The following is a 24837-nucleotide window of genomic DNA, read 5'->3' as shown; positions in this document are numbered from 1 at the left end:
GTATTAATCATTACATTTACCCGACATTTACACCTCGTTAACATGGAACATCTACTCCAGTTTGTATGGAAGCACAAGCTTTTTCCACTCACTCCGTTATGCACCACCCAAGGGCAGACCGTGGAAGTCATCGACCCCGGACTCCCCAATTCCAATGCCGGTCCGGACTTTTTCAACGCAAAAATCAAGATAGACGGTATCCTTTGGGTAGGCAATGTAGAAATCCATGTGCATGCCTCCGACTGGAAACGCCACCAGCATCACTTGGACCGTGCCTACGACTCCGTGATTCTCCACGTGGCTTCCGACATCGATGCAGAGACCTTCCGTACGGATGGCGAACCCATCCCACAAATGGAACTGCACTACCCGCCCTACTTGCTGGAAAACTACCGAGAACTGATTGAAACCAGTCACTATCCGGCCTGCTACCGCCTCATTCCCCAACTGCCCAAACTCCTGCTCCACAGCTGGCTCTCCAGCTTGCAGACGGAACGTTTCGAGCAGAAAACACAGCGTATCCAGACCCAGCTCACCCAAAGCAAAGGCGACTGGGAACAGGCCTTCTTTCTCACCCTGGCCCGCAACTTCGGTTTCGGCACCAACAGCGATGCCTTCGAACAATGGGCCCAGACCATTCCCTTACAGGCCGTCAACAAACACCGCGATAATCTTTTTCAGATAGAAGCCATTTTCTTCGGGCAGGCCGGCCTGTTGCAGGAACTCCCGTCCGACGACTATTCCGCCCAGCTTACCAAGGAATACGCCTACCTGGCCCACAAATTCGAGCTACAGCCCTCCGAACACCTTCGGTGGAAAATGCTCCGCATGCGCCCGGGCAATTTCCCACACGTGCGCATCGCCCAGCTGGCCAACCTCTATCATCATTCCCAGGGGATGCTTTCCCAGCTCCTGCTGGCTCCTACCGTGAAAGAGCTGCGCGACCTGTTGCGGGGAGGTACCTCTCTCTACTGGCTCACTCACTACGTGTTCGGCGAACCGTCGCCCGCCCGTCCGAAGACTCTCAGCGATGCATCCATCGACCTCCTGATTATCAACACCGTGGTGCCTTTTCTTTATGCCTATGGAAAGCACAAAGGGGAAGAACGGCTCATCGAACGGGCTAGCAACCTGCTGGAACAACTGAAACCGGAAAATAATTACATCATCCGCCTGTGGAAGGAATGTGGCCTCTCCGCTGCCCATGCCGGCGACAGCCAGGCCCTTATCCAACTCAAAAAGAACTACTGCGACCCGAAGAAATGCCTGTTCTGCCGCATCGGGTACGAATATTTCAAGAAAAAAGAAAGTTAAGAACCGGAGATTTACTCCCTTCACACACGACTCTTTCATTTCAATCAAAGTCAGTCTCTCAGTACTTCCTCGGCAGTACTCCAGTACTTTCTTTGAAGTACTACAGTACTTTCGTGGACAAGTACTGCCAAGGAAGTACTGGCAGCAAATAAAGCTGTATATCTCAATACATTACAGAAATTTATAGAGAATCCAGCCATCCCTTTCGGGAAAAAATCATTTCCGTCCTGACAAAGGAATATAGACCGAACACTCCCAGCCTGAAAGTCGGTTACGCAAGAAAGGAGGCATATTGAACTTCCTTGTCATACCCCATTTGTATTGCACAGCCACTTCCATGAATCTGAAGTCATACGCCAATCTTGCAAATACCGGCAAGTCGAAGAAACTTTTGTCATAAAAATAAAAAGTGGGTTCCACTCCTACCGACAGATTCAATCCTCGAAACAGGTACCGTCCCACACTTCCAGCAAAAGATGCCGACCACAGATTACGGATTCCTTCCCCGCCCACATACGTCGTATGCACGTCAGAAGAAAGATAACGGAATCCATAGCTGTAGCGGCCATATCTTGCCGATAACGACAAGTCGAACAACCAGCCGGTATCCGGACAATTCAGCCGCCAGCGGTAGCCGGCGCCCAAAGTAAAATCAGACCTCAAACGGGAGTTTGCCAAATCGAAAGGCGGCAATCCTTTCCCCGGTGAAGCCATCTGGTAGTTTACGGTATTTTTCCCTCCATAAAGCACCAGGCCTGAAGAACGGAGCATCTGTGCACGAACTGTCATCCATAAAAAGAAAAGGAATAAGAAAAAAGATAAACGTTTCATACTGATTTCCAATTAGTGTTATTATTTTTAATCTGGTTTCTGTTTTATTTACTCCACAATTCATCATTCAGCGAAATAAACGGATGATTCTTTTTTATCGAATCCACTTGATATCCTACATTCAGCACCGCATGGTCAAAATCTGATCGTGTTTCAGATTCAGACATATCTATCCACTCCGTTTGCCGCAAGCGGCACCCCCCTACCATCCCGAAACCGTTTTCCACATTGGTATAGGTAGCCCGCATAGGAGCCAGTTCCACATTGCCCAACTCATTATTCTTCTGCTCATTAAGCGATTTCAAATAACGGTAGAACTCTTCAGACAGACTATATAAATAAACCTTATATTGCTTTCTGTTTATAAAAGTTTCATCTTGAATAGAAGTCTTGTAATCAGGTATGTAAGTCATATTCAGGCGAAGTGTGTAATTCTTTCCCTGAATTTTCTCATCGCTCCAAAAATACAGATTCTGATAGTACGCATAGTTTCCCATAAAAATGTCATCCAAACCCGAAGAAGCATCCAACATCGGCTCATCACTCCAGTCCATATAAGCAGAAGACGGTTTGCCATAATGCACTTCCGAAGTCCCCTCTTTCCAATACTTTACCCTTTCTTTGACCGTTACCGCATAGTAATTTTCAGTTTTTGCATAATCGGTAAAATTTATCTGAAGCTGGAGCACATTCAACTCAGAGGATTTTCGTTCTATTTTGACAGCGTTTAAAGGGAAAGGAGCAGGAATAATAGTAAAGGCAGACACCGCTTTCACCCCTTCTACCGAAGCAGTCAGCCGGACACGGTCGCCCGTCTCATAGGACTGTACCACATAATAACTTTTGGCGGGGACTCCCGGCAAGGAATCCTCTGCCCACCACAAAGGAACAGAACGGTCATTCACTTCCAGGCGGATGTCCCTACCCTTTAATCCATACATCTTTCTGCCTTTATCATGAACCGGAAGACTGTACGAAAGACGTACCACCATAGTGTCACCACTTCCAGGATAACTATATACCGTTAACTTAGGAATCTCTGAAACTTCATCCAAGTCAAAATGATACACACAAGATGACAACAGACTGAAGGCTGCAAGTATTACTATGAGATTCCGTTTGTTTAAATGCATAAATACAATGTTTAGAAATTTGTTATAATCAATGACATTCCAATGCATGCCGATTCAGAAATTTAAAGTGTAGCTAAAAGAAGGAATTATCGGGAACAGCCCGATAGCCTTTCCTCTGAAACTTCCGTTGGCCTGCCGTTCTATCTTAGTATAAAAAGGATTCATACGGCAATAGGCGTTATAGATACTCACATTCCAGATTCGCTCGAATCCCCGCTTGGTAGTCCGTCGGAAATTGATACCCACATCCAGCCGATGGTAGGCAGGCAAAGTAATATTGTTAGGTTTTCCATACATCGGCTCTAAGTCCGACAGTTGCGAGGTACCGGGCAGGCAAGGATTTTCCACATACTGTGTAGGAACCGTCGCATGGTCACCACTACGATAAGTCCACGCTGCATATACATCCATTCGACAGCTGAATTTACGACGATAGACCAGATTCAGTTTATGACGATTGTCAAACTTGCTGGGATACCAACCGGAATAAAAGTCATCAAACTTTTGCTTGCTCCATGACAAAGTATAACCAGCCTGAAAGAGGTTCCGCTCATCATGATACACCAGCGATGTTTCCAACCCATACGATTTGCCGTCTCCCACCCGTACCACCTGCTCCCAGTTTCCGGCAGGCAATGTAAGACTGCCTCCCGCCTCGTACTCCAACATTCGGCTGGTAGTACGGAAATAACCTTCTACCTCCAGGCGCAACCTCCACGGAAGTTCCATGTACACACCACCTGCCACCTGTCGCGAACGCATAGGACGTATACGGGAGGTAGAAGGGACCCAACAATCGGTCGGCAAGTTTAAATAAGAATTGGATAACTGGTGAGCAAACTGACTCATCTCGGTATAGGAAACTTTCAAAGTGGTACGACTGAACAGACGATAGCTTGCCGATATTCTCGGCTCCAGCGAATGATATACTGCTCCCGAAACCTGATACATGGTATAACGTACCCCCAGATTTATCCGCAGCTCCCGGGTCAGTCTCATATCGTCTTCCGCATAAAAAGAGAATTCATTCCCCTTGTAATGGCTCTCTACGGATGACAATAACGTATCCGTCATTTCCTCCGTACCTCTTATATCCTGTGATAGCGTATGCTGCGGACAATAGATATGATACAAGTAATCGCTTCCGAAGCGAACATGATGACTCGCCGTAGGAAGGTAATGAAAATCCATGCGAAAACCTACGTCATCAATAGTAGAATAACTGTCCCTCTGCATCCGGTCCACAGAATATTCTTTATCATCTTCCCCTTTATAAAAACTATCATCTGACCTGAAGTCATATTTAGACAGATTACGGGCATATACCAAAGAAAAATTACCGGTCAGTTTATGATTGAACTGATTATTCCATGACAACGCGGCAGAAAGATTTCCCCATCTGATATGATATTCATCCGTGGTCTGTTCTTTCTCTTGATGGAGCAGATTTCCTGACGGGAAAAGCTGTTTATCCTTCATTTTAAACAAATCTCTTCCAGAATACACACTAAAAGAAAGCCTGCTCTCATTGGAAAACCGATGTGTAATTTTCGCATTTATATCATGAAAAGCATAACGGGCATTGATATCTTCTTCGGGAAAGAAACGATTGGCAATCCGCAAAGCAGGAGCAGAAAGCACGTCCAACCAACTCCGGCGCATACCGAACACAAAAGAAGTTTTTTCCTTTATGACAGGCCCTTCGAAACGTAGCCTTCCGTCCAGCAGCCCCAACGAGACCATACCATGAAACTCCTTTAAGTCCCCCTCCTTCATACGGACATCTGTCACAGACGAAAGCCTCCCTCCGTAACGTGCCGGGAAACCACTCTTGTAAAAATCCACATTCTTCACTATATCCGTATTAAATGCAGAAAACAATCCTCCAAAATGATTCACCTGATAGAGAGGCATGCCGTCCAATAAGAATAAGTTTTCATCATTCTTTCCCCCATGTACATAAAGGCCGGAGAGCAGTTCCGTGCCAGCAGATACCCCGGGAAGCTGCTGAATCGCCTTGACTAAATCCGGTGAACTGAACAATGAAAATTCCGTATTCAACTGTGCTGGAGTCAACGAAACCTTTCCAGTCTGAGTCGTAAAAAGAGAAGTATTCAAATCGGCCGTTACCACTACCCCTTCCAATGCAGTGGAACTTTCCTTCAAATAAATCGTGCCAGAATAATCTGAACGCAGGTCCAGTTCTTTCACCACCTCTTCATAACCTACATAAGAGAAACGCAAAGTATGCTTTCCTTCCGGCAGTGTCAAACTAAAAAAGCCATGTTCATCCGTCAAGGTACCAATATGCATATTCTGGTCATACACCGTGACATTGAGAAGTGATTCCCCATTATCCTGACACACGTGGCCTGAAAAAGTGTACTGACTCGATTTAAACAACAAGACATAGCTGCCTTTTATCTCCCATTTGATTCCGGTTCCGGAAAAGACAGTTTGCAGATTCTCCTTCAATGACTTACCAGAAGAAAAAATGCCAGATAACCGCATCACTTCCAAAGAAGAATCATAGACGAAATTCACGCGATACAAGTCTTGCATTTGTACGATTGCTTTCTTCAATTCAGAAGTTTCTGAACGAGGATGCCCCCCTACACACAAACAGACAGCCGCCACAGTCCACAAGGTACTCATCATACTTGTCTTTTAATATGCACTTTTAATACTTTTTCTATTATCTCGATGATTTCGTCCAAACTGTGTGCGTCGAAACTGGCTGTCAACCGTTTGTCTGTCCGATCGGCTACCAGTTTTACTCCATAATAACGGGAAAGCACTGCAAGTACTTTCGGAAGAGGAGTATTCTCAAACACAAAACTTCCTTTCTTTACAGAATCCGGACGACGGACGATTTGCGGAACGTGCTGACCTTTTACCACTTGTGCCTCCATTCCAGCCAGAAGTTCCAGACCTTCAGATTGACCCAGTACAGAAAACCGTACTTTTCCCGATTCCACCTGAACCCATGCGGTATCCGCACGGCTTTCATCCATTACGAAACAAGTACCCAACACTTGAACTTCAGCCAACTTTCCTATTACCTTAAACGGACGGGTACAATCTCTTTTTATCCTAAAATCAGCTTTCCCCGTCAATTTCACTTCACGACATACCTTTGCGTAATCCTTTGTACGGAAACAAATAGAGGAATAAGGATATACCGTAACGACCGAACTGTCCGGCAACTGGTACTTTACTGCATGTTCGTATGCTGCCAATTCTGTCCACTGTTTCTCAGGAGATATGCCCACCCAGACAATAAACGCCAACAATATAGCCGCAGCCAACCCGGATAAGGTCAGGAAATACCGGTTCTTTCCGCCTGCCCTTCCAACCACTCCATGCTTTTCCTTGAAAACTTTCAAAGCCTGCCGTGTGTCCAATTTATTCTTTTGATAATGCCTCAACACAAAACGAAGGCATTTTTCTTCTAATTCATTCATGTTTCTGGTGATATTATACGTTCAATCCTGTGACAATAGAAACCCAAAAAATCACTACGTGAGAACCCTGAATTTTAGTTAAAGAGAAATAGATAGACTTTATATGCCCCCTCACGTATCAAACGAAATGCCTTCTGAATATGACTGTCGACTGTATGAACCGAAATATGAAACCTTTCAGCAATCTCCTGATACTTCAGGCCATCCCGTTTATGCAAAAGAAAGACCTCACGGCAACGCTCAGGCAAGGCATCTATGGCGGTCCACATTCGCGCCTCCATCACACTCCGTTCCTCCACCTCCTCATCCAACAGGGTTTCCTCTAAATCCGTAAACGAGACTCCCGATTTGAACAGATTTTCCTGACTCAAATAATCCAAGCTACGGTTCTTCACCATCACATACAAATAAGCCTTCATATTACTTACCTCACAGGACTTTTCATCATTCATCTTTTCCCACAAAGACGAAAAGCAATCCTGCACGATATCTTTGGCCGTCTCTACGTCCTGTACATAATGTGTGGCATACAAACACAAAGGTCTATAATAAAACTTGAACAACTCATCTATATTTAATCTGTCTCTTCCCATGTGCAAATCGATTTCCATTTCAAATAGAGACAGATGGAAATACCAAAATCACCATCCTACTTCTGTAAAAAAAGTTAAGTCTTTTCAGTTCTTCATACCTTTCACCGCAACGCCTCTTCCACTGCCCGCAGATACCCGTCCAAGCGATTGCGCTTCAAGATGGCCTTCCGCCGTTTCTTGTCCAGATCCGGCAACAGGTACTCCCAGCAGGTCTTCAGCTTGGCCAGCAGCTGCGCTTCTCCGCCCTCTATCACCCGATGGTAGTACAGGTACATCAGCCGATGCATTCGTGCTACGCGAGCTTTTAACTCGCCCTCCGACAGCTCCCCCTCCCGGAAAGCAAGGGCCAACGACGGATTGGCCAGCAGGCCTCTTCCCAGCATCACCCCTTTCAGCCGGGGAAATGCTTCCAACACCTCCCGGATGTCGGCCACCGTCTGCAAATCGCCATTATAGACCAACGGCAACTCACAAGCCTCATAGAACGCCCGGAACGCCTCCCGGTCGACCGTTCCCTTGTACTGCTGTTTTCCGATACGTGGATGCAGTGTGACCTGCGTCACACACGAACCGTTGAGCAACGGCACTAGCGCTCTCCATTCGTTGGGTTCCTGTCCTCCTAATCTCATCTTGACCGAAAAACGTATCTCCGGAAAGGTTTTCATCGTCTCCAACAAAGTCGCCACTTTCTCCGGGGAAGACAAGATACCCGCTCCTTTTCCACGGCGGACAATCAGCGGAAACGGGCAGCCCATGTTCACATCCAGCTCCCGATAGCCCAGTCCTGCCAGAAAATCCGTCAGCTGTCTCAACTCCTCCGGCTCCGAGACAATTACTTGAGGAATCAGCCGGGGCACCGTATTCTCTTCGGGCGACACGTCACGCCTGTCCTTGTTGCGGATGACTCCCTTCTCCAGCCGCACAAAAGGTGTATAATAAGCCTCCACCCCTCCAAAGCACTGCGCATGGGCATTGCGCCACGCCGCTTCCGTAAAGCCCTGCAAAGGGGCCGCATAAATTACCGGTACATTCTCTTTCATATTCCGCAAATATAGGAATAATTCCTTATCTTTGTAGAAATACATAAATCTCACCCGCATGGAGAATTACATCTTTGAACTGAAAATGAAGGTCCGCGACTATGAATGTGACCTGCAAGGAATCGTCAACAACGCAAATTACCAGCACTACATCGAGCATACCCGCCATGAGTTTCTGACCTCCGTCGGCGTCAGTTTCGCCCAGCTCCACCAGCAAGGCATCGACCCCGTGGTAGCCCGCCTGAACATGGCCTTCAAGACCCCGCTGACCAGCGGTGACGAGTTCATTTCCCGGCTGGCTCTCCGCAAAGAAGGTATCAAATACGTCTTTGTACAGGACATCTACCGTCTGCCCGACCTGAAACCCGTCATCAAATCGACCGTAGAAACCGTGTGTGTCATTAACGGACGACTGGGCGACAGCCCCCTGTTCAATGAAATCTTTGCGCCTTACCTGAAATGAACGAAAAAGAACTCCTCTGCCGTTTGGCCCTGCCCCTTCTGCCCGGCATCGGTCTGGTAAGTGCCCGCCACCTGATTCAGGCTGCCGGAAGTGCCACAAAACTTTTTGAACATGCCCGCGAACTGCCGGCCCTCATCCCCGGCCTGTCACCCAAGATAGCTACCGCCTTCCAGCATACCGAAGTGTTCCGCGTGTGCGAAGCTGAACTGTCGTTTGCACAGAAACATCAGATTCAATGCCTGACCGAAGACGACGAAACCTATCCTTCCCGCCTCCGCGAATGTCCCGACGCCCCGCTCGTGCTGTTCTACAAAGGCTCGGCCAACTTGAACAGCCGGCACATTCTGAGCATCGTGGGTACCCGAAACGCCACCGACTACGGCAAATCGCTCTGCCAGCGGTTCATGCAGGAGCTCAGCACTCTGCTGCCCGACACGCTGATTGTGAGCGGACTGGCCTACGGCATTGATATTCACGCCCACCGGGAAGCCCTCTCCCGCGGCTTCGACACCGTCGGCGTACTGGCTCACGGGCTAGACCGCATCTATCCTGCCGTACACCGCCGCACGGCTACCGAAATGCTGACGCAGGGCGGACTGCTTACCGAATTCATGAGCGGCACCAATCCCGACCGACAAAACTTCGTGAAGCGCAACCGCATCGTAGCCGGGCTCAGCGACGCCACCCTCGTGGTGGAATCTGGTCCCAAGGGAGGTTCTTTGATTACAGCGGAAATTGCCGAAAGCTACCAGCGCGACTGTTTCGCCTTTCCGGGCCGTGTGGGCGATACCTACTCCACGGGCTGCAACGTACTGATACAAAAAAACCGCGCCGCCTTGATACAGAGCGCAGAAGACGTGGTAAAAGCCATGAACTGGGACCATACCCCCGTTGTTCCCCAAGTCGTCCAGCGACAGCTTTTCCCGGAACTGACACCCGAAGAAGAACAGGTGGTCACTCATTTAAAGAAACACCCCGATGGCATTCAGGTCAACACACTCGTGGTGGAGACCAACATCGCTATCAACCGCATGACCAGCCTGCTGTTCAATCTGGAAATGAAAGGCGTGGTCCGCGCTTTGGCAGGAGGAGTCTATAAGATGACATAAACGGGCAAAAAAAATGGGAGAACGCTTTCTCCCAACCTTGTTAACCTTAAATCTAATACTATGAAAAAAATCACGTGACAAATGTAAGAATAACACTTATTCTATGCAAGTATTCACAGCTTGATTTTCAGCTTTTTAAAACTATTTAGCAATAGAAAAAACAATTCGCCCCGAAACAATATCTGCTCCGGGGCGAATCTTTGTTTATTCAGAAATAGTTGACAATTAGTCTTTCAGTTTGGCCTTGATAAAATCGCGGTTCAAACGGGCGATGTTGCTGATAGATACGCATTTCGGACATTCAGCTTCGCAGGCACGAGTGTTCGTACAGTTACCGAAGCCCAGCTCGTCCATCTTGGCAATCATGGCCTTTGCACGGCGCAATGCTTCCGGCTTGCCCTGAGGCAGCAGGTTCAACTGGCTCACCTTGGCAGAAACGAACAGCATGGCTGAACCGTTCTTACAAGCAGCTACACAAGCACCACAACCGATACAAGTGGCAGCGTCCATGGCTTCATCGGCAACGGTCTTCGGAATCAGGATAGCGTTGGCATCCTGAGGAGCACCCGTACGCACGCTGATGAAACCACCAGCCTGCATGATTTTGTCGTATGCCGAACGGTCAACCATCAAGTCCTTGATGACCGGGAAACCGGCAGAACGCCACGGTTCCACCGTAATCACATCGCCGTCATTGAAACGACGCATGTAAATCTGGCAGGTAGTAGCGCCTGTAGCAGGTCCGTGAGGATGTCCGTTGATATACAATGAGCACATACCGCAGATACCTTCACGACAGTCGTGGTCGAATACAATCGGTTCTTTTCCTGCTTCGATGAGCTGTTCGTTCAAGATATCCAGCATTTCCAGGAAAGAAGTATCACCCGGGATATCCTTCATCTGGAATGTATCGAAATGACCTTTATCCTTAGGTCCGTTCTGACGCCAAATTTTCAGCGTAAATGATATATTTTTATCCATTTTACTTAGATTCTTTAATTGTTTAACTTCACTGATTAGCTCTTATAGTTACGAGTCTGTACTTTGATAGCTTCGTAAACCAGCGGTTCTTTGTACAATACCGGAGCCTTGTCGTCGCTTCCCTGGTATTCCCAGCAAGCTACGTAGAAGAAGTTGGCATCATCACGTTTTGCTTCACCTTCTTCAGTCTGGTATTCTTCACGGAAGTGACCACCGCAAGATTCGTTACGGTTCAATGCATCGTAAGCAATCAGCTCACCCATTGTGATGAAGTCGTTCAGACGGATAGCTTTATCCAGCTCAATGTTCATACCTTCCTTAGAACCCGGGATGAACAGTTCGGTTTCGAATTCCTTACGGATTTCTTTCAGCTTGGCCAGACCAGTCTTCAAGCCTTCTGCCGTACGTCCCATTCCGACGTATTCCCACATCACACGACCCAATTCCTTGTGGATAGAATCGACAGACTTCTTACCCTTGATGTTCATCAGGTGGTCAATCTTGTCCTGAACAGCCTTTTCTGCTTCTGCAAATTCAGGCAGGTCGGTAGAGAAACGAGGAACGGTAATCTGGTCGGCCAGATAGTTCTGGATAGTGTAAGGCAATACGAAATAACCGTCGGCCAGACCCTGCATCAATGCAGATGCACCCAGACGGTTGGCACCGTGATCAGAGAAGTTACATTCACCGATGGCAAACAGACCCTTGATAGTAGTCTGCAGTTCATAGTCTACCCAAATACCACCCATTGTATAGTGGATAGCCGGATAAATCATCATCGGGTTATAGTATTTCACACCGTTAATTTCTTTTCCTACTTCACCCGGATTGACGTCAGTGATTTCTTCATACATATCGAAGAGGTTACCGTAACGTTGACGAACTACATCCAAGCCCAGACGTTCGATACATTCAGAGAAGTCCAGATAAACAGCCAGACCGGTGTTGTTCACACCAAAACCATGGTCGCAACGTTCCTTGGCAGCACGTGAAGCTACGTCACGCGGAACCAGGTTACCGAATGCCGGATAACGACGTTCCAAATAGTAGTCACGGTCTTCTTCAGGGATGTCTGTCGGCTTCATGGTACCTGCCTGCAATGCTTTGGCATCTTCCAGTTTCTTCGGAACCCAGATACGACCGTCGTTACGCAAAGATTCAGACATCAAAGTCAACTTAGACTGCTTGTCACCGTGTACCGGGATACAAGTCGGGTGGATCTGTACGTAAGCCGGATTGGCAAACAAGGCACCTTTACGGTAGCAAGACATGGCAGCTGTACAGTTACAAGCCATGGCGTTGGTAGACAGGAAGTAAGTGTTACCGTAACCACCAGTAGCGATTACCACTGCATGGGCTGCGAAACGTTCCAGCTTACCCGTTACCAGGTTCTTGGCAATGATACCACGTGCACGACCGTCTACGATGACGATGTCTTCCATTTCATAACGAGTGTACAGTTTTACAGTACCTGCACCTACCTGACGGCTCAATGCAGAGTATGCACCCAGCAACAGCTGCTGACCCGTCTGACCTTTGGCATAGAAAGTACGAGATACCTGTGCACCACCGAATGAACGGTTAGCCAGTGTACCACCGTATTCACGAGCGAAAGGAACACCCTGTGCCACGCACTGGTCGATGATGTTGTTTGACACTTCAGCCAAACGATATACGTTAGCTTCACGTGCACGGTAGTCACCACCTTTCACTGTATCATAGAACAGACGATATACAGAGTCACCGTCGTTCTGATAGTTCTTGGCTGCGTTGATACCACCCTGTGCAGCAATAGAGTGTGCACGACGCGGAGAGTCCTGAATACAGAAGTTAAATACGCGAAATCCCATTTCACCCAGAGAAGCAGCAGCAGAAGCACCTGCCAAACCAGTACCTACCACGATGATGTCCAGGCGACGTTTGTTAGCCGGGTTCACCAGTTTCTGGTGAGCTTTATAATTGGTCCATTTCTCAGCTATCGGGCCTTCAGGAATCTTAGAATCAAGTATCTTAGTCATAATGTTTTTTCAATTTAATCAGTTACACTTAAATTAGCAAGCACCGCAACCCATCAGGCTCTTCAAGAAGAACACAACTGCTACTACCATAAAACCAAGAACGATGATAGTAGAATAGATATTTGAGATGCATTTCCAGCGGTTAATCCAGATGGTGTTGTTCCAACCCAGGGTCTGCATAGCACTCCAGAATCCGTGAGTCAAATGGAACCACAAAGCAATCAGCCAGATGATGTACAGTACAAAGAACACCGGATTAGAGAATGTCTGCAGGATGTAGCCATAACCGTCGGCTGCATGAAGACCTCCCATCATCGGGTTGCCCACGATTTCAGCGAACTGCATTTTGCTCCAAAAGTTCACAAAGTGAAGAGCCAAACCCAAGATAACGATGATACCCAGTACCAGCATGTTCTGAGATGCCCATTCCACGTTTTTCGGTTTTGCTGTCACCGCATAACGTTCGTGACCACGTGCAGCACGGTTCAACATCGTCAGCCAGAAAGCGTAGATGATGTGAATTACAAACAAGGCAGCCAGTCCGACAGTAGCTACCAGTGCATACCAGTTAGCGCCGAGGAACTCACAAACCATGTTGTATGCCTCGCCTGAGAACAAAGCAACACAGTTCATCGCCATGTGAAATGTCAGAAACAGGACAAGGGCGATACCTGTGACGCTCATCACCACTTTCCTTCCAATAGATGAATTACTTAACCACATAAATGATTGAATTTAAATTATTTAATTGTTAGAACTATAAATTCGTATTCCACAGTCCAATTGATGATGCAAAATTAGAAGATTTATTCAGATAATACAACAGATTATGGAAAAAATTCTGTAATCAAAAAAAGCGATTTGAAGAGCAAGAAAAAGCGCAAAGGCATTTGAATCAAAAACATAAAAATGCTTTGATTCAAATGCCTTTGCGCTTTATAGAGCACATGCTTTCATTTTATCCAAAACATAAAAGTATTCATCAGGTTCTACCTCTTGGGAAAATTCATTCCTGGCTGACGCAACAACTCTACGGCTTTTTTCATGCTCTCATTCAACTGATTAATCACCTGGAAATATTCATTCATATCCCAAATGTCACGGGCCAACAAAGCTTTCAGCTGGGTCTTGACTAAAGGTAAGGCTGTGTGAAACTGCGTTTCGTTATAAGTAATGCCCATGGAAGTTCCTTGAGCCACTAGTTCATCAAGCATTTCTTTTGTCACCTCAAACTCACGGTTAAAACGCTCAAAATTCTTATACCGCCTGAGCCATTCCTTCCGGTAACGGTCAATAAGTTTGATATTCAATTGTACCATGGCTCCTTTATCACGAAGCGACAAATAATAATCGGTATACATTGTGGTATCAATAGGCACAAAATAATCAGGCATGATGCCTCCTCCCCCATACACCGTACGTCCCAATTTCAAGGTCTTTGCCTTGAGTGAATCAGGAAAATGAATGCTGTCGGCACTCATCATCTCTCCCCGATTATAACGGTCAATCAAATCCTTGTTATATTTCTCGATACTCTCATAAGGCTTCTGGATACAACGTCCTGAAGGGGTGTAGTAACGGGCCACTGTCAGACGAATCATTGACCCGTCGGGTAAATCAATGGGACGTTGCACCAACCCTTTTCCAAAGGTACGACGACCAACTACAATTCCTCTATCCCAATCCTGAATAGCTCCGGTCACAATCTCACTGGCCGAAGCCGAAAATTCATCGACAAGTACCACCAAACGGCCCTGCTGGAAATCACCGTCGCCTTTTGCAGTAAACTCCGAACGCGGATTACGACGGCCCTCGGTATACACTATCAATTCTTTTTCACCCAGTATTTGGTCACACAGACTAATGGCTGCATTCAAGTAACCACCGCCATTCCCTTGCAAATCAAGTATCAGGTCTTTCATGCCCTGTTTCTGAAGTTTATGAAGTGCATCGGTAAACTCCTTACCAGTAGTAGCAGCAAAACGATTCACGCGGATATAGCCAATCTGACCTTCCACCATATAGGAGGCATCCAAACTGTATACGGGAATCTTGTCACGCTTAATGGTAAATGGCAACAATTCCTTGACACCGGCACGAAGTACTTTCACCGTCACTGTAGAGCCTTTAGGACCACGCAAACGACGCATCACTTCCTCCGTATTCATCTTTACACCGGCAATTACCGTATCGTTAACTTCGATAATACGATCTCCTGCCAGAATACCAACTTTCTCGGAAGGTCCTCCCGACACGGGCTGAATAACGAATAGTGTATCGGTAGCCATATTGAACTGAATACCGATGCCATCGAAATTTCCTTGTAAAGGTTCATTGAGCCTCTTCACTTCCTCCGGATCGGAATAAGTGGAATGCGGATCGAGCTTTTCAAGCATGCTGACAATGGCGGTTTCCACCAATTTATCTTCATCCACTTTATCGACATACAAGTTAGAGATGGCAAATTCTGCCAGCTGCAACTTACGCGAGGGAGAGTCAAGCAGTTTGTTCTGTGCAGACAAAGCTGTCCATACAGCTAATCCACAAAAACACGTTAATATATATTTTCTGATTTTCATGTGCTGAAAGGTTTATTTGTTATCTATTTCCATTCCTTCGGGCAGAAACGCAGACACATCCTTGCCATACTGCAACAATTCGCGCACAATGGTAGAACTGATTGCTGTCAGTTCCGGCTCTGTAAAGAGCAGAATGGTTTCCACACCGGCCAACTTACGGTTGATATCGGCAATGGTTTCTTCATATTCAAAATCATGTACGGTACGGATGCCACGGATAATAAATCCGGCTCCCCGTTCGCGGGCAAAATCCACCGTCAGATTGTCGTATGCCTCGACGGTAATACGAGGTTCGTCGGCATAAAGTTTCCGAATCATCTCCACACGCCGTTCGGTGGGGAACCAGGTTTTCTTCTTATCGTTCACTCCAATACCGATAATGATTTCATCCATAAAAGTCAAGGCACGCTTCACCACGGAATAGTGGCCGATAGTAAACGGGTCGAATGTGCCTGGAAATATAGCTCTTTTCATCACTGATAATTGACAAGTATTAATTGTTCATTCTTCATTTATCAAGTCTTCTTCCACCACCAAGTTGTCGATGATAAAATTCTGGCGTTCCATGGTGTTCTTTCCCATATAAAATTCCAGTAGTTCTTTCACGGCATCAGTTTTGCGGAGACTCACTTGCTCCAAACGCATATCTTTTCCGATGAAATGACGGAACTCGTCAGGGGAGATTTCTCCCAGCCCTTTGAATCGAGTGATTTCCGGATTGGGACTCAGTTTCTTGATAGCCGCCAACCGCTCTTCGTCCGAATAGCAGTAGATAGTCTCATACACGCCTTTCTTACGGTTACGTACGCGGAATAAGGGGGTTTGCAGAATATATACATGGCCTTTTTTGATAAGGTCAGGAAAGAACTGCAAGAAGAAAGTAATCATTAACAAACGAATATGCATACCGTCTACATCGGCATCAGTAGCTACAATTACTTTATTATAACGAAGCCCATCGAGTCCGTCCTCAATATTCAAAGCCGCCTGCAAAAGATTGAACTCTTCATTTTCATACACCACCTTCTTAGTCAGCCCAAATGAATTCAACGGTTTACCACGCAAGCTGAACACGGCCTGTGTGTTGACATCACGGCTCTTTGTGATGGAACCGCTGGCCGAATCTCCCTCGGTGATAAAGATAGAACTTTCCAGGCGTGGATCGTCTTCTTCGTCTTTCTTACCACCCTTCTGGTCGTTGAGATGAATGCGGCAATCGCGCAGTTTGCGGTTGTGCAAATTGGCTTTCTTGGCGCGTTCGCGAGCAATTTTCGTCACACCTGCAATGGCCTTACGTTCTTTCTCAGACTCCTGAATTTTCTGCAACAGAATTTCTGCTACGTCGGAATGCTTGTGAAGATAGTTATCTACCTGCTCTTTCACGAAATCGCCCACAAACTTATTGACACTGACTCCGGAAAGTGGATAAGGATTACCCTCAGAATCTTTCTCGGGAGCCATAGTCAGCGAGCCCAACTTGATCTTGGTCTGACTCTCAAAAGTTGGTTCAATCACATTGATGGCAATAGCGGCCACCAATCCATTGCGAATATCCTGGTATTCGAGGTTTTTTCCGTAAAATTCCTTGATAGTGCGGGCTATGTGTTCCTTGAAGGCACTCTGATGAGTTCCTCCTTGGGTGGTATGCTGTCCATTGACAAACGAATAGTATTCTTCGCCGTACTGTGCACTGTGGGTGAAAGCAATCTCGATATCCTCACCCATGAGATGTACGATAGGATACAAACCTGGTGCCGTCATATTGTCGTTCAGCAAGTCTTCCAGTCCATTACGGCTTACAATGCGGTGACCGTTATAATAAATGGAAAGACCCGTATTTAAATAGGTATAGTTACGGAGCATGGTCTCGATGAACTCCGGACGGAAGCGATAGTTTAGGAACAGGGTATCATCGGGTTCAAAAAAGATATAAGTACCGTTTTCCTCGTCGGTAGTACACGTTTCGTCACTAATCAGCTCTCCACGTTCAAACACAGCCTTACGCATCTGTCCGTCACGGACACTCCAGGCCACAAAATAAGAACTCAATGCATTAACCGCTTTTGCACCAACTCCGTTTAACCCCACACTTTTTTTGAAAGCTTTAGTATCGTATTTTCCTCCCGTATTCAACATAGAGACGGCATCGACCAAACTACCCAAAGGGATACCTCGACCATAGTCACGCACGGACACACGCAAGTTATCTTCCAACTGAATCTCGATACGTTTCCCAGCTCCCATCTTGAACTCGTCGATACTGTTGTCTACCACTTCCTTCAGTAATACGTAAATACCATCCTCAGCCTGTGACCCATCGCCCAATCGCCCAATATACATACCTGGACGCGTACGCACATGCTCCATATCGCTCAAGTGGCGAATGTTCTCTTCCGTATAGCTGGCGGAAGAAACAGTGTGTTCGTTAATTTCTTCCATATATTATATAACCCCTTTTTGACAATTAAATCATTTTTTTATAAGCCCGGCGGCGCTTGTGCTGAACCGACTCGAAAGCACTCCATTGTGCCTGCACCTTCTTATTAAGTTCCAATTCCGGATTGCTCTCACCGTATTCAAATCCCATTTGCTGGAAGATAGGTACCAAATCATAGAACAACAAGGCATTAACCCCCTTGCTTTGATATTCAGGCTTTACTCCGACCAACAACAAATCAAGCACACGTGGACGTTTGATGAACAATGCTTTCAGCAAATAATACCAACCAAAAGGCAACATCTTGCCTTTGGCTTTCTGCAAAGCTACCGACAACGAAGGCATGGCAATACCCACAGCTACCAAGTTACCTTCTTCATCTTCCACCAAAGACACCATACGCAAATCTATCAGGGGAAGATACATCTTTACATATTGATTGATTTGCCCCTGTGTCATCTGGGAATATCCATAAAGCGGAGCGTATGCTTCATTAATCAGATCGAAGATTTTCTGTCCGTAATGTTGTTTCTTGATTTCGCTTCGTTTGAGTTTTTTGATTTTCAATTTATATTTCTGAAGTATAATCTCAGAAATACGTACAAACTTATCAGGAAGCTGATGTGGAACAGTGAGCTTGTATTCTACCCAATCGGCTTCTTTCTGAAAGCCCAACTGCTCCATGTGTTCTGGATAATAAGAGTAATTATAAATAGTAGCCATCGTTCCTAATTGATCAAAACCTTCTACCAACATGCCTTCCGCATCCATATCGGTAAATCCCAGCGGACCAACAATGGCCTCCATACCTTTTTCTTTTCCCCACTTGGCTACGGCATCCAACAAGGCAGCCGAAACTTCTTCTTCATCAATGAAATCAAGCCAGCCAAAACGGACTTCTTTCTTGTGCCAAGTATCATTGGCCCGGTGATTGATAATAGCAGCTACACGCCCTACAATCTCATCTCCCCGATAGGCCAAAAAATAATCCGCTTCACAGAACTCAAATGCAGCATTCTTTTCCGGATTAAAAGTATTCAGCATATCATCATACAAATCGGGAACAGAATAAGGATTATTTTTATAAAGCTCGTAATTGAAACGAATAAACTTTGTCAGTTCTTTCTTCGTCGTAACTTTCTTAATAGTGACAGTCATTGTGATATAATTTTCTTTCGTTCGCTGTGAGTTTAGAAAAATTAAGGCTGTAAAGATAATGCTTTTTCTCTGAAAATCTGGTCCATTCACTGATTTTCACACTTTAAGCAACAGCAGAGGAAAACTGGCACCGCTTCCCACAAGCAGCAGAAAAGTCATATTTTAAGTTTTCTTTTCACTTGTCTTCCAGATTGGGAGAACCCGATTTTTCGCAATTTATTGTTTTACAAGAAAATAAAATACTTTTCCCTCGCGAGACTTCAAAATTCATCTCTTTCCGGGCAGTTGACCACGTTTTTTACATTCTCGCAGGCTCATCGCCACCAGCCTGACGGCAAAGACAAGACCATGGAGATTACTTCTCCATAATTTTTCTGGCCGGAAGAAATCTGATTGCCTTTCAGGTACCATTCATAAATCTGCGCCTGCAGCCGTCCTACCCACGGGCTGTACTTCGAATCCCAATAAGCTTCCTTTTCCCGAAGGGCCTTCCACACCTCCGGACGGATGGAACGGCACAACTGCTGATAAGCTTCTTCATCCAGCAAACCGACAGCATTCGAGAGGACATAGGGCAGCAAACCAAAATAACCGGCATAACGGACCGACGGCGACTGGGAACGGATGCAAATCTGATAGGCCCAAAAATTGGCTTCGGCTTCGCTGCTCACCCCGAGCAAATGGGCGTATTCATGAGCATAGGTGAAAGGCCATTGCAAAGGAAGCAACTCTCGGTTCAACTGCGACTCAGAGAAGAAAGGCCCCATGTATCCCAAAACTCCGACACCGGAATAAAGGGCATTGAAAGCAACCGACTTAGGATGCTGGTAGCTGCGAGGACTGGAAAGTCCAAATCGGGAAGGAACCCGTGCATACAACTGCTTCACCTCCTCCTCGATTTCTGTGGAAGCAGGAAACGCACTCATCGTGTACGAGGCATTCAAGGAATCAGTATAAGCAGCCAGAAAACGGTGAAAGTCGGCTGCGACATAAGTTACCGGTTCGGTAGAGGAACGGATAAAGAAATCTTTTCGGAAATAGTTGATTCCCCATCCCCAATAAAACCAGAGGTAACAGATTACCGCGCACTCCACTTCGGCTCGCAACACCCATCTCCAACCTTTTCTGCGGCGACGGGCCCAGAACGGCAAGCCGATGAAAAGGAGGGCGAAAGCGATGACCAGCCATTCCTCCACCGAGAACGGAATCCATGCTACCAAAGCGGACAACACGGCAGACAGCACGGGATAGACGTAGCGGGCATATACCTCACCCGCCGCCGGCCAATAACGGCAAAGAAAAACAAGCCCTAACAAAAGAGCTTCTATGCCCCAACGTATGTAACGTAACGGAAAACTTTTCATACACACAAAGTTATATGTTTTCAAAGAAGGTGAAGGTAGTGACAAAGAAAATATATACTTTTGTAACACAGATTAATCATGAATTATACTTAGACAGAAAATGGCATTAAACTACATCTGGATTGCATTCTTTCTGCTGGCTTTCGGGGTGGCCCTCGTGAAACTGGTGTGCTTTGGCGACACGACTGTTTTTCCAGCAATTATCAACTCGACCTTCGACTCATCGAAGACAGCTTTTGAAATATCTTTGGGACTGACCGGCGTACTTTCGCTTTGGCTCGGCATCATGAAGATTGGAGAAAAGGGAGGCGTGATCCAGCTTTTTGCCCGGCTGCTCAGTCCGCTATTCTCGAAACTGTTTCCAGATATTCCGAAAGGACATCCGGTGACGGGCAGTATTTTCATGAACCTGGCGGCCAACATGCTGGGACTGGACAACGCAGCCACTCCTCTTGGACTGAAAGCGATGGAGGGGTTGCAGGAACTGAACCCGAAGAAAGACACGGCGAGCAACCCGATGATCATGTTTCTGGTGCTGAACACTTCGGGACTGACCTTAATTCCTATCAGCATCATGGTATATCGGGCACAGCTGGGAGCGGCCCAACCGACCGACGTATTTGTGCCTATCCTACTGGCCACGTTCTTCTCGACCCTGGCCGGTATCCTTGCGGTCAGCGTATACCAGCGTATCAATCTGCTGAACCGTACCATCCTCCTGTTTTTGGGAGGAGCCAGCCTTTTCATCGCGGGTATCATCTATTTTTTCCACCTACTCACCCGACAACAGATTGATCTCTACTCTACCACTTTTGCCAATGTCTTCCTTTTTCTGATTATCATCGGTTTCATTGTGGCAGGCGTACGAAAGAAAGTCAATGTCTATGATGCGTTCGTGGAAGGAGCCAAGGAAGGTTTCTCCACTGCCGTGAGAATCATCCCGTATCTTGTGGCCATTCTGGTAGCCATCGGGGTCTTCCGAGCTTCAGGAGCCATGGACTTTCTGATACAAGGCATCGCCACACTGGTGAGAGGCTGTGGACTGGACGACCAGTTTGTTGGAGCCTTGCCTACCGCCTTGATGAAACCGTTGAGCGGAAGCGGAGCTCGCGGCCTGATGGTAGATGCCATGACCACGTACGGAGCCGATTCTTTTGTGGGACGCCTGGCCTGCATTTTCCAAGGTTCCACCGATACCACGTTCTACATCCTGGCTGTCTACTTTGGGAGTGTGAGCGTAACCCGCACCCGGCATGCCGTCCCCTGCGGACTGATTGCCGATTTTGCCGGCGTACTGGCCGCCATCTTTATCGGATATTTATTTTTCAATTAACATACCATTATGATCAGTTATCAAACCGAAGGCGTGGAAATGCCCGCCATCAAGCAGCGTGAAACCACCGCATGGATCAAAGCCGTAGCGGAGAGTTACGGAAAAAGAGTGGGCGAAATTGCCTACATATTCTGCTCGGACGAAAAGATTCTGGAGGTGAACCGACAATACCTGCAACACGATTATTATACAGATATCATCACCTTCGACTACTGTGAAGGGAAACGGTTGTCGGGCGACTTGTTCATCAGCCTGGATACCGTACGGACCAACGCCGTGCAGTTTGAAGCCCCGTATGAAACAGAACTTTTCCGCGTCATCATCCACGGCATCCTGCACCTGTGCGGCATCAACGACAAGGGTCCCGGCGAACGCGAAATCATGGAGGCTGCCGAAAACAAGGCCCTGGAAATGCGGAAAGATTTCATGTAATTCGTATTTTTGCAGAAGAAATAAAAACATAAAAACGAATGGATTTTAAGTATGATGTAATCGTAATTGGTGCCGGTCATGCCGGATGTGAGGCTGCAGCCGCTGCAGCCAATCTGGGCTCGAAGACCTGCCTGATTACCATGGACATGAACAAAATCGGGCAGATGAGTTGTAACCCAGCGGTCGGAGGTATCGCCAAGGGACAAATTGTCAGAGAGATTGATGCCCTGGGAGGATACATGGGACTGGTGACCGACAAGACGGCTATCCAGTTCCGCATGCTGAACCGTTCCAAGGGTCCGGCCATGTGGAGTCCGCGTGCGCAATGCGACCGTGGCAAATTTATCTGGGCCTGGAGAGAGGTACTCGAAAATCTGCCGAACCTGCAGATCTGGCAGGACACTGTGGAGGAACTGCTGGTAGAAAACGGAGAAGTGACAGGACTGGTGACTTGCTGGGGCGTGACGTTCCATGCCAAATGTATCGTGCTCACTGCAGGTACGTTTCTGAACGGACTGATGCACATCGGACATAAGATGCTGGCAGGCGGACGCTGTGCGGAACCGGCTTCTTACCACCTCACCGAATCCATCACCCGGCACGGTATCACGGCCGGACGAATGAAAACCGGTACACCAGTACGTATCGACGGAAAGAGTGTCCACTTTGACTTGATGGATACACAGGATGGAGAAAACGATTTCCACCGTTTTTCGTTCATCAGCGAACCGCGCCACCTGCAACAACTGCAGTGCTGGACCTGCTTTACGAATGAGGAAGTACATGCCACCCTGCGGAAAGGACTGGCCGACTCTCCCCTTTTCAACGGACAAATCAAGAGCATCGGACCGCGTTACTGCCCAAGCATCGAGACCAAAATTGTGACGTTCCCCGACAAACCCCAACACCAGCTTTTCCTGGAGCCGGAGGGAGAAACTACCCGTGAACTTTACCTGAACGGATTCTCTTCTTCCCTGCCGATGGAGATTCAGCTGGAAGCGTTGAAGAAGATTCCGTGCTTCAAAGACCTGGTGGTATATCGTCCGGGATATGCCATCGAATACGATTATTTCGACCCGACCCAGCTCAAGCATACACTGGAATCAAAGGTGGTGAAGAACCTGTTCTTTGCCGGACAGGTGAACGGAACGACCGGATACGAAGAAGCGGGCGGCCAGGGAATCATTGCCGGCATCAACGCACACTTGAACTGCCACGGTGGAGAGCCCTTCATCCTGGGACGTGACGAAGCTTACATCGGCGTACTGATTGACGACCTGGTGACGAAGGGAGTGGACGAACCTTATCGTATGTTTACGTCGAGAGCCGAATACCGTATCCTGCTCCGTCAGGACGATGCCGACATGCGACTGACGGAACGGGCCTACCAGCTGGGATTGGTGAAGGAAGACCGTTACGCCATCTTCCAAAAGAAACGGGCAGCCATCGACCACCTGGTCAACTTCGTCAATAATTTCTCGGTCAAAGCCGACAAGATAAACGAGGCGCTGGAAAGCCTGGGTACGGCCCAGCTCACCCATGGATGCAAGCTGGTAGATTTAATCAGCCGTCCGCAAATTACCATTGAAAATATCGCCCCACACATCCCCGTCTTCCAAGCCGAGCTGGATAAGTTTGACGACCGCAAAGAGGAGGTGATAGAGGCCGCCGAAATCCGCATCAAGTACAAAGGATACATCGACCGCGAGCGGACCATCGCCGACAAGATTCACCGGTTGGAATCCATCCGCATCAAGGGCAAATTCGACTATGCCAATCTGCAGTCCCTCTCTACAGAAGCACGCCAGAAGCTCGTGAAGATAGACCCGGAAACCCTGGCTCAGGCCAGCCGTATTCCAGGCGTCTCTCCCAGCGACATCAATGTGCTGCTCGTGCTGCTGGGGCGCTAAACAAGCCATGTTTCACGTGAAACAATTCATTTAAGGATTACATATAAAACACTGGATATGAACAAAGAAACATTAAAGAAAAACCTCCGGGAAATCCCTGATTTTCCCAAGCCCGGCATCTTGTTCTACGATGTCACTACCCTCTTCAAAAACCCTGAATGTTTGCAGGGCATGATTGACGAACTTTACGAGATGTACAAGGACAAAGGTATCACGAAGGTCGTGGGAATCGAGTCAAGAGGATTCATCCTGGGAGGCGCTTTAGCGGCTCGTCTGGGAGCAGGCTTCATCATGGCCCGCAAGCCCGGTAAGCTTCCCGCTGAAGTGATAGAAGAGACCTACGCCAAGGAGTATGGCACCGACACCATCCAGCTTCATAAAGATGCCATCAGCCCGGAAGACGTAGTGCTGTTGCACGATGACCTGCTGGCTACAGGAGGAACCATGGCAGCCGCTCACCGACTGGTGAAACGCTGCGGGGTAAAGCAAGCGTATGTCAACTTCGTCATCGAGTTGGAAGGACTGAACGGCCGAAAAGCTTTTGATGAGAACGTAGAAGTAACTACCTTGCTGAAGCTGTAAGCAGTTTCCGTTTGATAAAAAGAATTCAAGCAGCCTTCTTTGCAAGGAGCGAAAAGCCCCTGCAGGGAAGGCTGCTTTTCAACCTGAAATAAGCAA

Annotated in this window: 21 protein-coding genes; 7 read left to right on the top strand and 14 right to left on the bottom strand. The window is 47.3% G+C overall.

The features are described from left to right. Positions 1–42: 42 nt before the first annotated feature. Positions 43–1314: a DUF2851 family protein gene (locus tag OCV81_RS07395; RefSeq protein ID WP_148329472.1), complete on the top strand. Its 1272-nt coding sequence runs from the start codon at positions 43–45 to the stop codon at positions 1312–1314. Positions 1315–1530: 216 nt separating this feature from the next. Here OCV81_RS07395 and OCV81_RS07390 read toward each other — a convergent pair whose 3' ends face one another. The 6 genes from OCV81_RS07390 to OCV81_RS07365 all read right to left on the bottom strand — a co-directional run bounded on the left by OCV81_RS07390 (position 1531) and on the right by OCV81_RS07365 (position 8375). Beyond that, on the bottom strand, positions 1531–2145 hold the full coding sequence (locus tag OCV81_RS07390) for a hypothetical protein (RefSeq protein WP_262640267.1): 615 nt from the start codon (positions 2143–2145) through the stop codon (positions 1531–1533). Positions 2146–2189: 44 nt separating this feature from the next. Then, entirely contained in the window at positions 2190–3278 is a 1089-nt protein-coding gene (locus OCV81_RS07385) for a DUF4249 domain-containing protein (protein WP_262640266.1), read from the bottom strand. 54 nt (positions 3279–3332) lie between these two features. Further along, complete coding sequence (locus OCV81_RS07380) at positions 3333–5933, bottom strand: TonB-dependent receptor (protein ID WP_148329486.1); 2601 nt, start codon at positions 5931–5933, stop codon at positions 3333–3335. Next, the gene (locus OCV81_RS07375) at positions 5933–6742 is read right to left on the bottom strand and encodes a FecR family protein (RefSeq protein WP_148329469.1); all 810 of its coding nucleotides are present in this window, start codon (positions 6740–6742) and stop codon (positions 5933–5935) included. Before OCV81_RS07375 ends, OCV81_RS07380 begins: the two co-directional genes overlap by 1 nt. A gap of 74 nt (positions 6743–6816) precedes the next feature. Beyond that, complete coding sequence (locus OCV81_RS07370) at positions 6817–7335, bottom strand: RNA polymerase sigma-70 factor (protein ID WP_148329468.1); 519 nt, start codon at positions 7333–7335, stop codon at positions 6817–6819. A gap of 101 nt (positions 7336–7436) precedes the next feature. Continuing rightward, on the bottom strand, positions 7437–8375 hold the full coding sequence (locus OCV81_RS07365; RefSeq protein ID WP_262640262.1) for a tRNA-dihydrouridine synthase family protein: 939 nt from the start codon (positions 8373–8375) through the stop codon (positions 7437–7439). Between the two features lie 58 nt (positions 8376–8433). Between OCV81_RS07365 and OCV81_RS07360 the strand changes: the two genes are divergently transcribed. Then, the gene (locus OCV81_RS07360; RefSeq protein WP_022353072.1) at positions 8434–8838 is read left to right on the top strand and encodes an acyl-CoA thioesterase; all 405 of its coding nucleotides are present in this window, start codon (positions 8434–8436) and stop codon (positions 8836–8838) included. Beyond that, a complete protein-coding gene (gene dprA / locus OCV81_RS07355) occupies positions 8835–9947 on the top strand; it encodes a DNA-processing protein DprA (RefSeq protein WP_148329467.1) in 1113 nt (370 codons plus the stop codon). Before OCV81_RS07360 ends, dprA begins: the two co-directional genes overlap by 4 nt. 225 nt (positions 9948–10172) lie before the next feature. Here the strand turns inward: dprA and OCV81_RS07350 are convergent, their stop codons facing one another. The 8 genes from OCV81_RS07350 to OCV81_RS07315 form a co-directional block, all read right to left on the bottom strand. Next, positions 10173–10928, bottom strand: coding sequence for a succinate dehydrogenase/fumarate reductase iron-sulfur subunit (locus OCV81_RS07350; protein WP_148329466.1), 756 nt, complete (start codon positions 10926–10928; stop codon positions 10173–10175). Between the two features lie 35 nt (positions 10929–10963). Continuing rightward, positions 10964–12946, bottom strand: coding sequence for a fumarate reductase/succinate dehydrogenase flavoprotein subunit (locus tag OCV81_RS07345; protein ID WP_148329465.1), 1983 nt, complete (start codon positions 12944–12946; stop codon positions 10964–10966). Positions 12947–12979: 33 nt separating this feature from the next. Beyond that, positions 12980–13669: a succinate dehydrogenase/fumarate reductase cytochrome b subunit gene (locus OCV81_RS07340; protein ID WP_148329464.1), complete on the bottom strand. Its 690-nt coding sequence runs from the start codon at positions 13667–13669 to the stop codon at positions 12980–12982. 266 nt (positions 13670–13935) lie between these two features. Beyond that, complete coding sequence (locus OCV81_RS07335; protein ID WP_148329463.1) at positions 13936–15525, bottom strand: S41 family peptidase; 1590 nt, start codon at positions 15523–15525, stop codon at positions 13936–13938. Positions 15526–15537: 12 nt separating this feature from the next. Next, entirely contained in the window at positions 15538–15999 is a 462-nt protein-coding gene (coaD, locus tag OCV81_RS07330) for a pantetheine-phosphate adenylyltransferase (RefSeq protein ID WP_148329462.1), read from the bottom strand. 27 nt (positions 16000–16026) lie between these two features. Continuing rightward, positions 16027–17964: a DNA topoisomerase IV subunit B gene (locus tag OCV81_RS07325; protein WP_148329461.1), complete on the bottom strand. Its 1938-nt coding sequence runs from the start codon at positions 17962–17964 to the stop codon at positions 16027–16029. A 25-nt stretch (positions 17965–17989) separates the two neighbouring features. Beyond that, the gene (locus tag OCV81_RS07320; RefSeq protein WP_148329460.1) at positions 17990–19120 is read right to left on the bottom strand and encodes an N-acetyltransferase; all 1131 of its coding nucleotides are present in this window, start codon (positions 19118–19120) and stop codon (positions 17990–17992) included. Between the two features lie 314 nt (positions 19121–19434). Next, positions 19435–20484: a DUF3810 domain-containing protein gene (locus tag OCV81_RS07315; protein ID WP_148329459.1), complete on the bottom strand. Its 1050-nt coding sequence runs from the start codon at positions 20482–20484 to the stop codon at positions 19435–19437. Between the two features lie 100 nt (positions 20485–20584). Between OCV81_RS07315 and OCV81_RS07310 the strand changes: the two genes are divergently transcribed. From OCV81_RS07310 to OCV81_RS07295, 4 genes are read left to right on the top strand one after another with little or no spacing between them, the layout of a single operon-like run. After that, on the top strand, positions 20585–21817 hold the full coding sequence (locus OCV81_RS07310) for a nucleoside recognition domain-containing protein (RefSeq protein WP_148329458.1): 1233 nt from the start codon (positions 20585–20587) through the stop codon (positions 21815–21817). A gap of 9 nt (positions 21818–21826) precedes the next feature. After that, on the top strand, positions 21827–22249 hold the full coding sequence (gene ybeY, locus OCV81_RS07305; protein ID WP_022353083.1) for an rRNA maturation RNase YbeY: 423 nt from the start codon (positions 21827–21829) through the stop codon (positions 22247–22249). Positions 22250–22287: 38 nt separating this feature from the next. Continuing rightward, a complete protein-coding gene (gene mnmG, locus OCV81_RS07300) occupies positions 22288–24159 on the top strand; it encodes a tRNA uridine-5-carboxymethylaminomethyl(34) synthesis enzyme MnmG (protein WP_148329457.1) in 1872 nt (623 codons plus the stop codon). 57 nt (positions 24160–24216) lie between these two features. After that, complete coding sequence (locus OCV81_RS07295; RefSeq protein ID WP_022353848.1) at positions 24217–24741, top strand: adenine phosphoribosyltransferase; 525 nt, start codon at positions 24217–24219, stop codon at positions 24739–24741. The last annotated feature ends 96 nt before the right edge of the window (positions 24742–24837 follow it).

This window comes from Phocaeicola fibrisolvens (assembly GCF_025567125.1).
Taxonomy (GTDB): Bacteria; Bacteroidota; Bacteroidia; order Bacteroidales; family Bacteroidaceae; genus Phocaeicola; species Phocaeicola fibrisolvens.
This window is presented reverse-complemented; position numbering and strand designations above follow the sequence as displayed.

Bases quoted from the DNA above. Each gene is read 5' to 3' on its own strand.
- OCV81_RS07350 (WP_148329466.1), bottom strand. From the start codon at position 10,928: ATGGATAAAAATATATCATTTACGCTGAAAATTTGGCGTCAGAACGGA.
- coaD (WP_148329462.1), bottom strand. From the start codon at position 15,999: ATGAAAAGAGCTATATTTCCAGGCACATTCGACCCGTTTACTATCGGC.
- OCV81_RS07395 (WP_148329472.1), top strand. From the start codon at position 43: ATGGAACATCTACTCCAGTTTGTATGGAAGCACAAGCTTTTTCCACTC.
- dprA (WP_148329467.1), top strand. From the start codon at position 8,835: ATGAACGAAAAAGAACTCCTCTGCCGTTTGGCCCTGCCCCTTCTGCCC.
- ybeY (WP_022353083.1), top strand. From the start codon at position 21,827: ATGATCAGTTATCAAACCGAAGGCGTGGAAATGCCCGCCATCAAGCAG.
- OCV81_RS07340 (WP_148329464.1), bottom strand. From the start codon at position 13,669: ATGTGGTTAAGTAATTCATCTATTGGAAGGAAAGTGGTGATGAGCGTC.
- OCV81_RS07315 (WP_148329459.1), bottom strand. From the start codon at position 20,484: ATGAAAAGTTTTCCGTTACGTTACATACGTTGGGGCATAGAAGCTCTT.
- OCV81_RS07375 (WP_148329469.1), bottom strand. From the start codon at position 6,742: ATGAATGAATTAGAAGAAAAATGCCTTCGTTTTGTGTTGAGGCATTAT.
- OCV81_RS07310 (WP_148329458.1), top strand. From the start codon at position 20,585: ATGGCATTAAACTACATCTGGATTGCATTCTTTCTGCTGGCTTTCGGG.
- OCV81_RS07320 (WP_148329460.1), bottom strand. From the start codon at position 19,120: ATGACTGTCACTATTAAGAAAGTTACGACGAAGAAAGAACTGACAAAG.
- OCV81_RS07295 (WP_022353848.1), top strand. From the start codon at position 24,217: ATGAACAAAGAAACATTAAAGAAAAACCTCCGGGAAATCCCTGATTTT.
- mnmG (WP_148329457.1), top strand. From the start codon at position 22,288: ATGGATTTTAAGTATGATGTAATCGTAATTGGTGCCGGTCATGCCGGA.
- OCV81_RS07390 (WP_262640267.1), bottom strand. From the start codon at position 2,145: ATGAAACGTTTATCTTTTTTCTTATTCCTTTTCTTTTTATGGATGACA.
- OCV81_RS07325 (WP_148329461.1), bottom strand. From the start codon at position 17,964: ATGGAAGAAATTAACGAACACACTGTTTCTTCCGCCAGCTATACGGAA.
- OCV81_RS07385 (WP_262640266.1), bottom strand. From the start codon at position 3,278: ATGCATTTAAACAAACGGAATCTCATAGTAATACTTGCAGCCTTCAGT.
- OCV81_RS07335 (WP_148329463.1), bottom strand. From the start codon at position 15,525: ATGAAAATCAGAAAATATATATTAACGTGTTTTTGTGGATTAGCTGTA.
- OCV81_RS07360 (WP_022353072.1), top strand. From the start codon at position 8,434: ATGGAGAATTACATCTTTGAACTGAAAATGAAGGTCCGCGACTATGAA.
- OCV81_RS07370 (WP_148329468.1), bottom strand. From the start codon at position 7,335: ATGGGAAGAGACAGATTAAATATAGATGAGTTGTTCAAGTTTTATTAT.
- OCV81_RS07345 (WP_148329465.1), bottom strand. From the start codon at position 12,946: ATGACTAAGATACTTGATTCTAAGATTCCTGAAGGCCCGATAGCTGAG.
- OCV81_RS07365 (WP_262640262.1), bottom strand. From the start codon at position 8,375: ATGAAAGAGAATGTACCGGTAATTTATGCGGCCCCTTTGCAGGGCTTT.
- OCV81_RS07380 (WP_148329486.1), bottom strand. From the start codon at position 5,933: ATGAGTACCTTGTGGACTGTGGCGGCTGTCTGTTTGTGTGTAGGGGGG.